Genomic DNA, 15,228 nt, shown 5'->3' on the forward strand with positions numbered 1-15,228 from the left:
GCTCAGTTGCCTTGAGTGTCATCATGACCGATCGACTCGCGTTGCTGGTCAGCCCACAGTCTTGCATAGGCGCCCTGCGCTGCCAGCAATTGGGCATGGCTGCCCTGCTCCACCACGCAACCCTGATCCAGAACCAGGATACGTTCTGCATGTACGATTGTAGAAAGTCGATGGGCAATCGCCAGCGTTGTGCGTTTGCGTGAAACCAGATTGAGTGCATCCAGTATCAGCCGTTCTGCATGGGTATCCAACGAGGATGTTGCCTCGTCCAGAATCAGTATTGGTGGATCCTTGAGCAGAACACGAGCTATTGCAATCCGCTGCTTCTCACCGCCTGACAGCTTAAGACCTCGCTCCCCTACCTGAGTATCGAGACCATCGGGGAGCCTGCGTACAAAGTCTTCAAGCTGGGCCATCCGCAGTGCCTGCCAAATATCCTCAGCGCTGGCATCCGGACGCCCATAGGCTATGTTGTAGCCGATAGTATCGTTGAACAGCACCGTATCCTGCGGCACTACGCCAATCGCGCTGCGCAGGCTGTCCTGAGTGACATCGCGGATATCCTGACCATCAATACGAATGGCGCCCTCGGAAACATCGTAGAAACGGAACAGCAACCTGGCCAAGGTCGACTTGCCAGCACCACTAGGTCCAACAATGGCCAGGGTGTGTCCCGCAGGCACATGCAGACTGACGCCCTGCAGAATCGGCCGATCAGCGTGATAGGCATGCTTAACATTATCGAATTCCACCGATCCGCCGGCGACCTCAAGTTCCCGAGCGTCGGGGGCATCGGCAACCTTGACCGGCGCCTCAAGCAGCCCGAAGAGACGCTCTATGTTGGTCAGTGCTTCACGAATCTCACGGTAGATAAAGCCCAGAAATCCAAGGGGAATAAACAATTGGAGCATGTAGGCATTGATCATGACCAACTCGCCCAGGGTCATGTCGCCCGCAGCCACCTGATTGGCAGCCAACACCATCATCAAGGTCACAGAGCCCGCAATGATCAAGGCCTGTCCGGAATTGAGCGCTGCCAGTGACAGGCGGTTTTTCATTCGAGCCGCCTCCCAACCTTCAAGATGATGGTCGTATTCACGGGCCTCGAAACGCTCGTTACCGAAATACTTCACTGTCTCATAATTGAGCAGGCTGTCTACCGCGCGGGTATTGGAACTGTTATCGAGCTTGTTGCTTTCACGAACGAAGCGGTTGCGCCATTCGGTGCACCAGATCGAGAAGGCACCATAGAGCAATACCGATCCCAGCACAGTCAGTGCATACATTGGGCTGAAATTGATTAACAGAATGACCGCAATCAGCCCGATTTCCAAAAGCGTTGGCAGAATATTGAACACCATGAAACGCAGTAGAAAGCTGATACCACTGGTGCCCCGCTCAATGTCGCGGGCCAGCCCACCGGTACGGCGAGAAAGGTGAAAACCGAGATCCAGGCGATGCAGGTGTTCGAAAACGCGAAGCGACACCCGCCGCATGGCTCGTTCGGCTACCCGCGCGAAGACCGCATCGCGCATCTCGGAGAAGAATACTGATCCGAATCGCAACAGCCCGTACCCAGCCAGCAGTGCTACAGGCACCAGTACCAGTGCGTCGGTAGCATTCTCGAAATGTTCGACAATCAGTTTGAGAGCCCAGGGCACTGCCACGCCGGCCAGTTTGGCCATGAGCAGAAAGCCCATCGCCAATGCTACTCGGCCTCGGAACTCGGTAAGGTAAGGAACCAGACTGGTGATAATCCGCCAGTTGACCGGCCCTCCGGCATATTGACTGTCTGAATTGGGGCGCACGGGAAACCTTGGATTAGGGGCCTGAAGTGGGAAGCTTAAAGCTGGAAGAGTTTAGACCCATGACCATCATGACTCACGGTAAACTTCCAGCTTCAGACTTCCAGCCTCAAGCTCTGTAGCGATTAATCTTCGTGTGGAATGGGATCGCGGTTAACGTCCCAGCCAACCAGAAGAATGGTGGCCAGCACACCGAACAGCAGTCCTACCCAAGGCTCGAAGAACGCCAGAGCGGCGCCAATCAGTACAACGGTGCCCCGCGACGTATTGTTCTGCGGAATAGCCATTGCCACATAGGCACAGGCGAAGCCGGTTAATACCAGGGTCAGCGATAGCGCGATACCCAGCAATGGCTGCAGACCCGTGAGCAATGGCAACAGGAAGAAGAGAAGTGGAATACCCATCAGATAGTAGGAAGCCAGACCGCTGTGGAGACTATTCATGTTCTCCTTGCCCTGCTTCCAGCGCTGCACGATGATCACCTGAACCCCGGTCCACATGGCCCCCTGAGTCGGAAAGAACGGTGCAGTAATACCCATTACCGCATTACGGATAGCTACGGACAAATGCGTACGGGTAGGGTTGATATCAATATGCTCGTCATGCCGGGCGGTCATGCCGTCGCGAATCACTTCGTTACCGGTCACCATATCGCCAAACAGAATGACGTAGGTGATGATCGCCAGCGGGATGCCTTGCAGGAACATTTCCAGACTGGGCCAACCTATTGCGAAAGGCGACATTTGCGCCCAGGCATCACCAACCGGCGGAATCAGGATACCCCACTGAATATCGTAGGAGACTTCACCGACTATTGGTCCGACTATCGCGGCGATCATGAAGCCGGGAAGCAGACCCAGCGCACCTATAATCGCAAATACCTTATATTTGACCTTGAGTCTCTGCATCGGCAGTGAGAATGCGAAGATCAGGCAAACGGCACAGGCCAGGGTAATGGCAATAGGTTGCTGAAGCAGAAAACGCTCGGCATCGTCGATGAACACCCTCTTGAGCGCGGCGATAGCCGCGCCAAGGATAATGCCCGCTTTGAGCGTATCGGGTAGCCACAACACGAACTTCTTGCCCAGACCGGTTATCCCCAGGAAGAACAACAGCGCTGCAAAATTGAGCGACAGTGCAGTCATTGCCTGCCAACGCGAGGCCGGATCGTCGTAACCACCCAGTACATAGGCCAGCACCAGAGGCAATGCCGGCGTGATCCATCCAGGGGCATAGGGTTCGCCAAACACAATGATTGCCGAAGCAATGATCGCGGAATGGATCATCGAGACAGCCACGGCTTCTTCAAAACCAAGGCCGAAAAACTCCATCATCAGCGGGACGAGTGCCAGGCCTGTAGCAGCAGCAACGAAGAGCCCCTGCATGGCTTCCTGCCAGTAAAAACGCGTGTGATAGAACGGCAAGCGGAAGGTAAACGGACCCCAGTGCCAACCTGGCTGTTCGGGTTTTGACATTGCAGACTCCATGGCTCGAAATTTTATTGTTTTCACCGCCACCCTGGACGGCATCAGTATCGCGCCCATTATGCAGTCACTGCTGCAAAATGGGCATAGCTTCAGTCACTACATTAAGAACGATCTCTTCACGACAGTACCGGTTACCTGCCGCTGCAGCCTCAGGCGGAAGGCCCGCGAAATGGTGGCTGCAGCTTGAGACTATTTGCTTGGGCCATAATACAAGGGACTGCAATGGCCTGTTCATGCATCATCACGGGTATGAATATCCACATGTGACAGGCTCAAGAACGGCTATTTTCGGCAGCTGCATCGGCCTGCGCCTCTTCCTCTTCAAGTCGCTGACGTACCGCATCCGGTGAGCTGGTCCCGCGGGCCAACAGACTGTATAGCAGCGGAATCACGAACAGGGTGAGGATCGTGGAAACACTGACCCCCGACACTACCACTATCCCGATGACCGAACGGGTCTCCGCGCCAGCGCCAAAGGCGATCACCAGCGGAATTGCACCCGCCACTGTGGTTGCACCTGTCATAAGGATCGGACGCAGGCGCAGGGTGCTGGCCTCCACCAGGGCATCGTCAAAGGAACGACCGGCATCACGCAGCTGGTTGGCAAACTCGACAATCAGGATACCGTTCTTGGCTGCCAGCCCGATAAGCATCACCAGACCAATCTGGCTATACAGGTTCAGGCTGTTATCGGTAATCCAAAGGCCAAAGAGCGCGCCACCAATGGCCACTGGCACACCCAGCATAATGATCAGAGGATGAACAAAGCTCTCGAACTGGGCTGCCAGCACCAGGAAAACCACCAGCAGCCCAAGCAGAAAGACGAACAAAAGCGAACCGCCAGCCTTGCGCAAATCGAGCGACTGGCCCTTGTAATCAATAACCAGGGTTTCGGGCAGGTGCTCCCGGGCCAACGCCTCCACGTGATCCAGCGCATCACCCAAGGCTACTCCGTCGGCCAGGGACGCTTCGATGGTAATCGCCCGATTGCGGTTGTATCGGTTAAGAGTGGTAGAGCCCGCGTACTCCTCAATGCTCACCAGGTTGGAAAGCGGAATCAGCTCGCCGGTAGTATCGGACCGGACATAGATATTACTCAAGGAACTGACGCTACGCTGCTCAGAGCGCTCGCCCTCGAGTATCACGTCGTACTCTTCACCATCATCGATATAGGTCGTTACTCGCCGCGAACCAAGCATGGTTTCCAGGGTGCGACCGATGTTGCTGATATTCACGCCCATATCGGCGGCGCTGTTATAGTCGATAGCGATCTCCAGCTGGGGCTGGGTTTCCTTGTAATCAGAATCGATGTTGACCAGGCCGGGGTTGTCTTCTTCAATCTTTTCCAGAAGCGTGGCGCGCCATTCTGCTAGCTGCTGATAGTCTCCAGCGCCGCCTATGACCAACTGGAACGCCTGTGTCTGGCCGCCGGCAAAGCCCTGACGCATCACCGGAAACGCCCTGACGCCGGACAGATCCGAGAGATCCTTCTGCACGTCCCCCATTATCTCCCAGCCGCCCCGTCGCTGCGCCCAGTCTTCAAGCACAACGATGACGATGCCCGTGTTGAAGGTAGTCACGGTTCCAAACGAACGTGGTGCGCGAACCAGCAAACGTGTGACCTCTCCCGCGTCGACATACTTCATCATCCGCGATTCGATTTCGTCCATGTAATCGGTCATGTATTCGTAGGTCGCACCCTCAGGACCGTTGACGATGATGAAAAAGGCTCCACGGTCCTCCCGCGGCGTATATTCGGACGGCAGCTGACTGAACAGCCAGCCACTGAAGCCGAATAGTGCAATCACACCCAGCAGCGAAACCCAGCGCCAGCGCAACACCACCACCAGCATGCGAGCATAGATACGCCTGCTGGTCAGCAGAGTGCTATCCACCCAGCGGCTCAGCCGGTTCTCGTCCCCACGCGACTTCAGCACTTTGGATGCGAGCATCGGCGAGAGGGTCAGCGCTACAAAACTGGAAAAGGCCACAGCGGCTGCCATGGTCAGGGCGAACTCGGAGAAAAGCCGGCCTATATCACCCTGCAGGAACGCAATAGGTACAAATACCGCGACCAGCACCAGGGTGGTAGATACCACCGCAAAAGCCACCTGCCGCGAGCCCCTGTAAGCGGCTACCAGAGGTGTCTCGCCCTCTTCATCGATGCGGCGTCGAACGTTCTCCAATACGATGATGGCGTCGTCGACCACCAGCCCGATAGCCAGCACCAAAGCCAGCAACGTCAGCAGGTTGACCGTAAAGCCAAACAGAAGTAGCGCGATGAATGTAGCTGTCATCGACACCGGCACCGTTACGGCGGGTATCAGAATGGCCCTCGGGCTGCCGAGAAACAGAAAGATAGACAAAACCACCAACACCAATGCAATGCCAAGGGTTGTGTAGACCTCTTTCACAGCGCCTTCAATGAAGACAGAACTGTCAAAACTGGCCAGGATCTGCATGCCTTCAGGCAAAGTGCCATTGAGCTCTTCGACCAGAGCCGTCGACACACGTGACACCTCAAGGGTGTTAGCGGTGGACTGACGCTCCAGACCGATGCCGACCATCGGCACGGTATTACCTCTAAACAGGTTGCGATCTTCTTCGGTACCGCGCTCAACCCGCGCCACGTCTCCCAGGCGCACCAGATAGTTATCTGGCCCACGGGCAATCACCAGCCTGCCAAAATCCTCGGCCGTCTCGAATGATCGCGCGACCCTGGCGGTGAACTGCCTGCTGCGCGACTCGATTGACCCTGCGGGCAACTCGACGTTCTCGGCACGTAATGCCGCCTCAACATCAGAGGCAGTCAGGTCCCTGGCTGCCAGAGCCTGTCGATCCAGCCATACACGCATTGCATAGCGTTGGGAGCCGCCCACACGCACACGGGCAACGCCTTCCAGCGTCGAGAACCGGTCCACCAGATAGCGCTCTGCGTAATCGGTCAGCTCCGGTAGGGTCAAGCGTTCGCTGGTGAGGTTCCACCAGATGATGACTTCCTGATTGGCGTCCAGCTTCTGAACTTCGGGTGGGTCTGCCTCGGCGGGCAAATCATCCAGAATGCCCGATACCCGGTCACGTATATCGTTCGCTGCTTCGTTAACATCCTTGTTGATGGCAAAGCGGATAGTGATCTGTGAACGCCCGTCCTGGCTCTGGGATTCGATATATTCGACGCCCTCCACGCCAGCGATGCGCTCTTCCACGATCTGGGTGATCTGGGAATCCACTACGCTGGCTGCGGCGCCCCGGTAGTTGGTTTCTACGGTGACTACCGGCGGATCGATATCGGGATACTCACGCAGTGGCAGCATGCTGAATGCCACGAGGCCAAAAATCACCAGCAATAGCGCGAGAACGCTGGCGAATACCGGCCTTTTGACCGAGGTATCTGAAAGAATCATTGCAGGACTCCGGGAAGGATCAGGGGGCGGCCGAAATCACGGCCCGGGGAGATTCGCCAGGATCGAGCTCGGCTTTTATGCTGATAGCTTGTCCAGGCTGCAGCCGAAAATTACCGTGCGTGACCACCCTCTCTCCAGAATCGAGACCCTCTGTAATTTCCACCAGACCCGGTTGCCGAAGCCCTGTCTGTACTTGCTGGCGACGCGCCACGAAACCATCATCCTGAGTTTCGACAACCATCACGAATTGATCACGGCCCAGGGGCAACAAAGCTTCCTCGGGAATGATGACCGCATTGCGCGGCTCGCTGCGCAGGTCAACGGTCATCAGCATGCCCGGCTTGAGCCGACCATCTGGATTGTCGATCAAGGCCCTAACACGAATAGACCGGGTGACCGGATCAACCTCGTTATCCAGATTCGCTACTTCGCCCTTGAATAATTCATCACCGTAGGCGCGACTGGTTGCGACAAGCTGCTGACCAGGCGCGATCTGGGCCATCAGGGTCTCAGGAACGCTGAAGTCGAGCTTCATGACAGAGTCATCATGCAATGTTGCTACCGCCATGCCAGGTGCCACTAGCGTCCCCACACTGACCTGCCGCAAACCGACCACACTGTCAAAGGGTGCACGAATCAACCTGTCCGCCAGACGTGCCTGAACCGCTTGCAGCTGGGCCCGGGCTATATCCACGGTGCGCCTGCGATCATCCAGCTCCTGTCGGGACAGCACGCGGCTTTCAACCAACTGTCTGGCCCGTGCCAGTTGACGCTCTGCGTCAGCAAGGCTGACCTCGGCCTCCTGCAACTGGGCGAGCTGTTCGCGGTTGGTCAGCTCGACCAGTACGTCGTCTTCCTTGACCCGCTGGCCATCTTCAAAACGAATCCGTGAGATGGTGGCGGTAATATTGGCGCTCACCACAGCCGTCTCATTCGCGTACAGCGTACCCAGTGCTTCAATGGGATTAGCGATCTGCCGGGTTTCTGCCGCGACAGCAATCACCGGTAACGGCGGCTGCTGGGCAAATCCGACCAGAGACCAGACGCTGGTCAGAAGAACCAGCACCGCCTGTCTGAGAATCAACATCCTGTATTTCCTGTCTTGAAATGGTTGCCTGAAGTTACTCGTTTACGCCCGAGCTATTTGCTCATGCTCTCAGCGAGAAAACGATGCATCGCCCCGAAAGCGCGCTCGGCGACAACCGGATTGTACTCGGCCTGACCAGGCATCTTGGCCGTGGGATCTGTAAAGGAGTGCACAGCACCCCCGTAGCTATTCAATTGCCAGTCTACTCCCGCGGTGCGCATTTCTTCCTTGAACGCCTGTACCTGTTCCTCCGGCACATAGGGATCATCGGCGCCATGCAGCACCAGTACCGGAGTGCGAATAGCCTTGGCATCATCAGGATCCGGGGTATCCAGGTTACCGTGAAACGACACCACGCCCTGCACTGGTGTGCCGGAGCGCGCCAATTCCAATACCGTCCCGCCGCCAAAGCAGAAACCAATTGCACCGATATTGCTCACATCCAGAGGAATACCGCCAGCCTGCGCCTTGAATACTTCAAGAGCTGCATTGACACGGTCACGCATCATGGCCCGATCACCCCGCACCGTGGTGGCAGCCTTGCTCGCCTCGTCGGCGTTCTGCGGTCGGATGTCCTTGCCGTACATGTCAGCAACGAAGACTACGTACTCACTGCCCCCGACATTCTGGGCCTTCTGCACCGCTCCTTCAGTCACGCCCATCCAGTTCGGTACCATCAGAAGGCCTGGACGTATGTCTGTGACCGAGTCGTCGTACACCAGCACACCCTCGTAGGCCTGCCCAGCAACTTCATAGGCAACTGGCGTTGAGACCATATCGGCATTGGCCTGACTTGCCATACCTGCGGCAGAGGCGATCATCAGCGTCGTTAGCGTCTTTTTCATCTTTCAGTTCCTTGGACGTGCATTTGAATGGACAGAGGATAGCCCTTGGGAGGGGGCTGGTGGGGGTTTTCACATAATGTCGAAAACTATTTATCTGTCTTTCAGACAGTAAAAAACCCCGCCTGAGAATGTCAGACGGGGTTTTTATGACTGCCAAATACTATTTGCTGAGTTCAACCAGCAGTGCATTCAATCGGCGTACGTAGGCGCCAGGATCCTGCAAGCTCTCACCGGCAGCCAGGGCCGCCTGATCAAACAGGATATGACTGAGGTCACCGAAGCGCGCCTCATCCTGTTCCTGGTCCAGCTTCTCCAGTAATGGGTGTGCTGGATTGATCTCCATGATCGGCTTGCTTTCCGGCGCTTTCTGGCCCGTCGCCTCGAGAATCTTGCGCATCTGCAGACCCATGCCGTCTTCAGTCACTACAAGCACCGCAGGGGAATCGGTCAGGCGATGGGAGACTTTCACATCATCGACGCTATCCTTGAGTACATCCTTGATACGCTGGACCAGGTCGGCCTTGGCCTTTGCAGCCTCTTCCTGTGCCTGCTTGTCCTCTTCGGCATCCAGTTTGCCCAGATCCAGATCGCCACGGGCGATATCGACAAATTCCTTGCCGCTGTATTCGTTGAGATGGCTCATCAGCCACTCATCAATACGATCGGTCAGCAGCAGTACTTCAATACCCTTCTTGCGGAAAATCTCCAGGTGCGGGCTGTTCTTCACCTGGTTGTAACGCTCACCGGTCAGGTAATAGATCTTGTCCTGACCTTCCTGCATCCGCTCAATGTAGGCGTCCAGACTGACGACTTCGGAGTCATCGCTCTGTTGAGTCGAAGCAAAACGCAGGAGCCCGGCGACTTTCTCGCGGTTGGCATAGTCCTCCGCCGGACCTTCCTTCATCACGCTGCCGAAGTTCTTCCAGAACGTGGCGTACTGCTCGGGTTCCTTCTTCGCAAGCTTCTCAAGCATGTCCAGGACACGTTTGGTCAGGGCAGACTTCATGCTGTCGATCGCCGGATCCTTTTGCAGAATCTCCCGCGATACGTTCAAAGACAGATCGTTTGAATCGACCACGCCCTTGATGAAGCGCAGATAGAGCGGCAGAAACTGCTCGGCCTCATCCATGATGAATACACGTTGTACATACAGCTTCAGACCGCGGGGCGCTTCACGCTGGTACAAATCGAACGGCGCACGGGCAGGCACATACAGAAGACTCGTGTATTCCAGCTTGCCTTCAACCTTGTTATGGCTCCAGCTCAGCGGGTTCTCGAAGTCATGGGCAACATGCTTGTAGAACTCCTGATACTCATCGTCCTTGACCTCGGCGCGTGGGCGGGTCCAAAGGGCGCTCGCACGGTTGACAGTTTCCCACTCCAACTCGGCTGGCTGGCTCTCGTCCTCACCCTGCTTCTGCTTGGGCAACTCAATGGGCAGGGAGATATGGTCTGAGTACTTTTTAACCACATTGCGCAGGCGCCAACCGTCGGCAAACTCGGACTCAGCAGACTTGAGGTGCAGCACGATACGTGTGCCGCGCTCAGCTTTTTCCACTGTTTCAATGGTGAACTCGCCCTCGCCCGCTGATTCCCAACGCACGCCCTGAGCCTTGTCAGCACCTGCCCGACGGGTGAATACCTCAACCTTGTCGGCCACAATAAATGCGCTGTAGAAGCCCACACCGAACTGACCGATCAAGCTCGCGTCTTTCTTCTGGTCACCCGTGAGTTGTTGCATGAAGGCGGCAGTGCCCGACTTGGCAATGGTACCCAGGTTCTCAATCACCTCGTCCCGGGACATGCCGATACCGTTGTCCTCGATCGTCAGGGTGTTGGCTGTTTCATCGGAGCTGATCCGGATAACCGTGTCCGGCTGCTCTTCGAGCAACTCTGGCTTGGCAATGGCTTCAAAGCGCAGCTTATCCGACGCATCGGACGCGTTGGAAATCAGCTCTCGGAGAAAGATCTCCTTGTTCGAATACATCGAATGGATCATCAGATGCAGCAGCTGCTTGACCTCGGTCTGAAATCCGAGTGTTTCCTTCTGGGCTTCCACGGTCATCTCTGGTTGTCTCCCTATAGTTCGGTTAGAAACCTTGATTGCAAGGTTTCAGGCAAAACGCGCGACATTGCGGTCGCGCCGATGAGCCTTTAATGGGGACATTGATGAGGATTTCAAGGCCGGGACAGCTACCGGGAAGATCTGTATCTGACCTGCAAATCAACTACGTCGGTGGGGCGGAAATGATAATCCACCTGGTTGGCGCCATTGTTCTGAGCCAGCACAATCCGGCGGTCATCGCTGATCGCTTTCAATCGTCCCTCGTAGCGACGTCCTGCCTGGTTTGTAAACCGCAGCTGTTGACCAATGAATAGCTCTGGCTCACTCAGCACCGCCAAGATACTTACATTTTGCCACTGGGGACGGCTCTGCGCCCTGTCGACCGCTGGTGCAATCGATGACTCAGGAGGAGGTGACGCTGCGGGAGCTACAGCAGGCTGCGGCATTCCTGCCAGCCAATCGGGTGTTGTCTTAATGCTGGCCTCGCCATAAAGCAGCGTGGCCGGACTGGTAGGCAGATGCAGACGTAGTCGCAATAACATTGTCGTACCAGAGGAAGGTACAAAATCCAGGCTCAGAGTGTAGTCCTTGGCCACCCGGAGTAGTCCGGGCTGGGTCAGCGCGCCGGTATGCCACTGCAGCAACAGTTCAGGCCAGGCGCCAGAGTCTCCGGGCAGGCGATCGATTGTACGCGTTCCGGCCTGCAGGCTCGCGGGATCAAAGCGCACTGTCAGCGCACGCCGAACTCGTTGCGGCGGGCCCTCCTCGATCACAAGGTCATTACCACGCCAGAAAATTCGCTCAGGGTTGAAGGGCTGGCCCATCAGTTCCCCATCAATACCTATACCGCTGTTCGAAGGCGCCGCCCATTCACCTGCCAGCAACTGAACAAAGCGCTCAGGTTGCTCGCGCTGCAACAATGCAGCACCTGCAAGCGCAAGCAACAGACCAGTGACCATGAGCAGTCTGGGAAAACGGGCATATCCGAGGCCACGCAGGACAAGCGTTAGTGGGGCTGCCAATATCGCCAGCAAAAAGCGCCTGATAGGCAGCTTTCTGGCGGCGACCGCCAACCAAAGCCAGCCAAGCACTATCAAAAAGACACCGCTGATGATCAACAAGGCTGGCATGAATATGTGATGCTCCGGACCAAAAAATTCGAGAACCAGCTACCCGGTCAACCCAGTTTGAAGTGCGCCCTAGCAGTCGCTATTGGCTCACTTGAGCGGGTTTGCCAAGCCGTTATGGCCACATTACCCACTCGCCGCCCCTGACGCCAGACCTGACAGGTGGCGTAAGTATCCTTGAAAAGGCCCGCACGCAGATAATCAATTGAAAAATCAATAATCTTCGGGAAATCGGAGCTGTTCATCGCAATCATCAGGTGCAACATGGCAGATTGCTCCATGAACCCTGCAATCACACCACCGTGAAGTGCGGGCAATACCGGATTACCGATATTATCCTTGCTGATTGGCAGATGGAAAATCACTTCCTCACCGAGGTGCTTCAACTCCAGGCCAATCATCCGCGCATAGGGAATGGCCTCGATCAAAGGCGCATAGTCGCCGGAGTCGTGCCCGTTACGCATCAACTGCTCAATGTGGATCGGTTCTTCGATCATACCTTGCTCCCATCGATACTACGGGCAAGCGTGCCGTCTGATGCCGGTTTGCCCATACGCATAAAGGTACCGACCACATGTGCAATAGGTTCGTTGCGGTCATCCTGATAGGCGATCCCCCGTGTAAAGATAACGGTCGGGCTGAGTCGATAACACTCGGCAAAGCCGAAAATATCCTTCCCCGGCTCCGCCGGATGCATGTAATCAATACGCAGATCAAGCGTCGGGCAGATCTCGAAGTCGGGTAAAAAACAGACAGTTGAAATCCCGCAGCAGGTGTCCATCAGGGTGGTGATGGCACCCCCGTGCACTACGCCAGTGACAGGGTTGCCTATGATTGAATCACTATACGGCAGCCTCAGCACGAGACCTTTCTCATCAGCATGATCGACGCTCATGCCCAGCACCTGGCAGTGCCGCAGGACTGACAGGAAGTTCTCGCAACGTTTCTTGATATCACTCATCCGGATTCTCAATCAGAGCAGAGGGAATGGGCGGCATAGTACCCATAACGCAGCGGAGACTCCAGCACGAGGAAAACTCTGAAGGTACTTACAGGCCGCGGAACTATTGCTCCTTAACCAGGACTAATATCAGGAATATTTGTTAACAGTTACAGTGCAACTACTGTGACAACTCGAAAATGACAGGACTGCTTAGTCTTTCCGAGCGAAGACAGGAACACCCGGTTTTATCAAATGTGCTACCCACAAGAGTCGTGACTCAGTATTACGCACTCAAACCAAGGAGAATGTAATGAAGAAAATTGGCCTAACAGCAGTGTTACTGGCGAGTCTGGGTTTGCTGGCAGCATGCGAGCAGGAACCTGAAGACAAGATGGAATCGGCTATGGAATCAATGAGCGATGCCGCTGAGGAAACGGGTGAAGCCATCGAGCTGAAAGCACGCGAAGCCACAGGTAACGAGCGCACCATGGGCGAGAAAATGGAAGACGGCATGGAAGATGCTGGCGAAGAAATGGGCGAAGCCTACGATGACGCAGTGAACTGATCTTACTGACGTTGTAAGCGGCGCGCCCACTCGGGGGCGCTGCTTGTCTAACGATCTTCCCGCTCAATGCTCCTCTGAAAGCCGACCCCTCTGAAAGCCGACCTGTTGGGTACCTAACGCCCTCTTGATCTAATCCACCTTATCCTGTTGCAGAAGACCACCCGTTGGGCTGTACATCATCGCCGAGAGTATGCGTGAGTGGAATTCACGCTTGTAGAGTACCCAGACAACCCCCGCACTGGTAATCATGAAAAAGAGTGGATTAATGAACCAGGTAAGTCCGGCCAAGGCAAAATAGTAGGCCCGCAGACCAAGGTTGAACTCGTTTCCTGCCATCGAAAGAACTGTGGCCGCCCTCGCCGCGTAAGCCTTGCGCTCTATCTCGGAAACCTGTTTCTCACCGACCAGGGGCGCAGAACCGAGCAGGACCGAGGCGAAGTTGTACTGGCGCATCCCCCAGGAAAAGGTGAAAAAGGCATAAACGAAGATCCCCAGCATAACCAGCAGTTTCATTTCCGACATTTGCCGGCTGACGTTGGCGACAAAGGGTATGTCATGCAGCAGATTCTGGGCCCTATCAGTAGCACCCATTACGGTAATAATGCCAGCAAGGATCAACAGCGTGCTGGAGGCAAAAAAAGCAGTGTTGCGTTCGAGATTACCGATCACGCTGGCATCGGCAATGCGTTGCTCGCGCATTAACAAACGCGACATCCAGTCTTGTCTGTATAAATGCAGCACACTGGCAAGACATGCGGTATCTCTAGCTCTGTGGCGGGCGTAGTGGGTGTACCCCACCCAGCACAGCAAAAACCAGACAAAAGCGAGCAGGTTGAGCCATGTAGAGCCGGCATCAGGCAGGGAAAGTTGCGACAGCATTCGGGCACCTTGTAGAACCAGTAATAGAGGACGGTGCAGCAAGCCGCAGACCGCGTACATCAGTATAGCCAGCATCCGGGTTTCCAGCATCAGACATAAAAAAACCCTGCCGAAGCAGGGTTTTTCTGAAAGCCAGCGAAGTGTTACTTCAGCGGCCAACCGGTCAGCTCGGCCAGAGCCGAACCGATGTCTGCCAGGGAACGCACAGTTTTAACACCAGCGTCTTCCAGAGCAGCAAACTTCTCGTCAGCAGTGCCCTTACCACCGGAAATGATCGCACCAGCGTGGCCCATACGCTTGCCAGCAGGCGCTGTAACACCAGCAATATAGGAAACGACTGGCTTGGTCACATTGGCCTTGATGTAAGCGGCCGCTTCTTCCTCGGCGCTACCACCAATTTCACCGATCATGACGATCGCTTCGGTCTTCGGATCATCCTGGAACATCTGCAGGATATCGATGAAGTTCGAACCCGGGATCGGGTCACCACCAATACCTACACAGGTAGACTGGCCGAAACCGGAATCAGTAGTTTGCTTGACCGCTTCATAGGTCAGGGTGCCGGAGCGGGAAACGATACCTACCTTGCCGGGCTGGTGAATGTGACCGGGCATGATACCGATCTTGCATTCGCCAGGAGTGATAACACCCGGGCAGTTGGGGCCGATCAGGCGCACGCCCAGCTGGTCACAGACGACTTTGCAATCGAGCATGTCCAGGGTCGGGATGCCTTCGGTGATACATACGATCAGCTTGATGCCGCCGTTGGCAGCTTCCAGGATCGAGTCCTTGCAGAAAGGAGCCGGTACGTAGATAACGCTGGCGGTGGCGCCAGTCTGCTCGACAGCTTCGCGGACGGTGTTGAACACGGGCAGGCCCAGGTGTGTAGTACCACCCTTGCCAGGTGTCACGCCGCCAACCATCTTGGTGCCGTACTCAATGGCTTGCTCAGAGTGGAAAGTACCCTGTGCGCCAGTAAAGCCCTGGCAGATGACCTTGGTGTCTTTGTTGATCAGGATGC

At 55.7% G+C, this 15,228-nt stretch carries 12 protein-coding genes; 1 reads left to right on the forward strand and 11 read right to left on the reverse strand.

The genetic code is table 11. The features are described from left to right. Positions 1-2: 2 nt before the first annotated feature. The 9 genes from AAC076_RS14730 to AAC076_RS14770 all read right to left on the reverse strand — a co-directional run bounded on the left by AAC076_RS14730 (position 3) and on the right by AAC076_RS14770 (position 12,781). On the reverse strand, positions 3-1,808 hold the full coding sequence (locus tag AAC076_RS14730) for an ABC transporter ATP-binding protein/permease (RefSeq protein ID WP_339847063.1): 1,806 nt from the start codon (positions 1,806-1,808) through the stop codon (positions 3-5). A gap of 122 nt (positions 1,809-1,930) precedes the next feature. After that, entirely contained in the window at positions 1,931-3,280 is a 1,350-nt protein-coding gene (locus AAC076_RS14735) for a hypothetical protein (RefSeq protein ID WP_339847064.1), read from the reverse strand. Between the two features lie 284 nt (positions 3,281-3,564). After that, positions 3,565-6,696 (reverse strand): efflux RND transporter permease subunit, encoded by a 3,132-nt coding sequence (locus AAC076_RS14740; RefSeq protein WP_339847066.1) that lies wholly within the window; start codon positions 6,694-6,696, stop codon positions 3,565-3,567. A 19-nt stretch (positions 6,697-6,715) separates the two neighbouring features. Then, positions 6,716-7,783, reverse strand: a complete 1,068-nt coding sequence (locus AAC076_RS14745) for an efflux RND transporter periplasmic adaptor subunit (RefSeq protein ID WP_339847068.1) — start codon at positions 7,781-7,783, stop codon at positions 6,716-6,718. Positions 7,784-7,836: 53 nt separating this feature from the next. Then, a complete protein-coding gene (locus AAC076_RS14750; RefSeq protein ID WP_339847070.1) occupies positions 7,837-8,628 on the reverse strand; it encodes a dienelactone hydrolase family protein in 792 nt (263 codons plus the stop codon). A gap of 160 nt (positions 8,629-8,788) precedes the next feature. After that, complete coding sequence (gene htpG / locus AAC076_RS14755; RefSeq protein ID WP_339847072.1) at positions 8,789-10,693, reverse strand: molecular chaperone HtpG; 1,905 nt, start codon at positions 10,691-10,693, stop codon at positions 8,789-8,791. 128 nt (positions 10,694-10,821) lie between these two features. Then, a complete protein-coding gene (locus AAC076_RS14760; RefSeq protein ID WP_339847074.1) occupies positions 10,822-11,823 on the reverse strand; it encodes a hypothetical protein in 1,002 nt (333 codons plus the stop codon). 47 nt (positions 11,824-11,870) lie between these two features. Next, on the reverse strand, positions 11,871-12,317 hold the full coding sequence (locus AAC076_RS14765) for a PaaI family thioesterase (RefSeq protein WP_339847077.1): 447 nt from the start codon (positions 12,315-12,317) through the stop codon (positions 11,871-11,873). Then, a complete protein-coding gene (locus AAC076_RS14770; protein WP_339847080.1) occupies positions 12,314-12,781 on the reverse strand; it encodes a PaaI family thioesterase in 468 nt (155 codons plus the stop codon). Before AAC076_RS14770 ends, AAC076_RS14765 begins: the two co-directional genes overlap by 4 nt. Positions 12,782-13,073: 292 nt before the next feature. Here AAC076_RS14770 and AAC076_RS14775 point away from each other — a divergent pair, with 292 nt between their 5' ends. Next, a complete protein-coding gene (locus tag AAC076_RS14775) occupies positions 13,074-13,328 on the forward strand; it encodes a hypothetical protein (protein WP_339847083.1) in 255 nt (84 codons plus the stop codon). A gap of 129 nt (positions 13,329-13,457) precedes the next feature. On the opposite strand, the gene AAC076_RS14780 is transcribed toward AAC076_RS14775, so the two are convergent. Next, complete coding sequence (locus tag AAC076_RS14780; RefSeq protein WP_339847088.1) at positions 13,458-14,207, reverse strand: DUF599 family protein; 750 nt, start codon at positions 14,205-14,207, stop codon at positions 13,458-13,460. A 143-nt stretch (positions 14,208-14,350) separates the two neighbouring features. After that, on the reverse strand, positions 14,351-15,226 hold the full coding sequence (sucD, locus tag AAC076_RS14785; RefSeq protein ID WP_339847085.1) for a succinate--CoA ligase subunit alpha: 876 nt from the start codon (positions 15,224-15,226) through the stop codon (positions 14,351-14,353). Positions 15,227-15,228: the final 2 nt, after the last annotated feature.

Origin of the sequence: uncultured Halopseudomonas sp., assembly GCF_963977355.1 — a bacterium.
Lineage (GTDB): Bacteria > Pseudomonadota > Gammaproteobacteria > Pseudomonadales > Pseudomonadaceae > Halopseudomonas.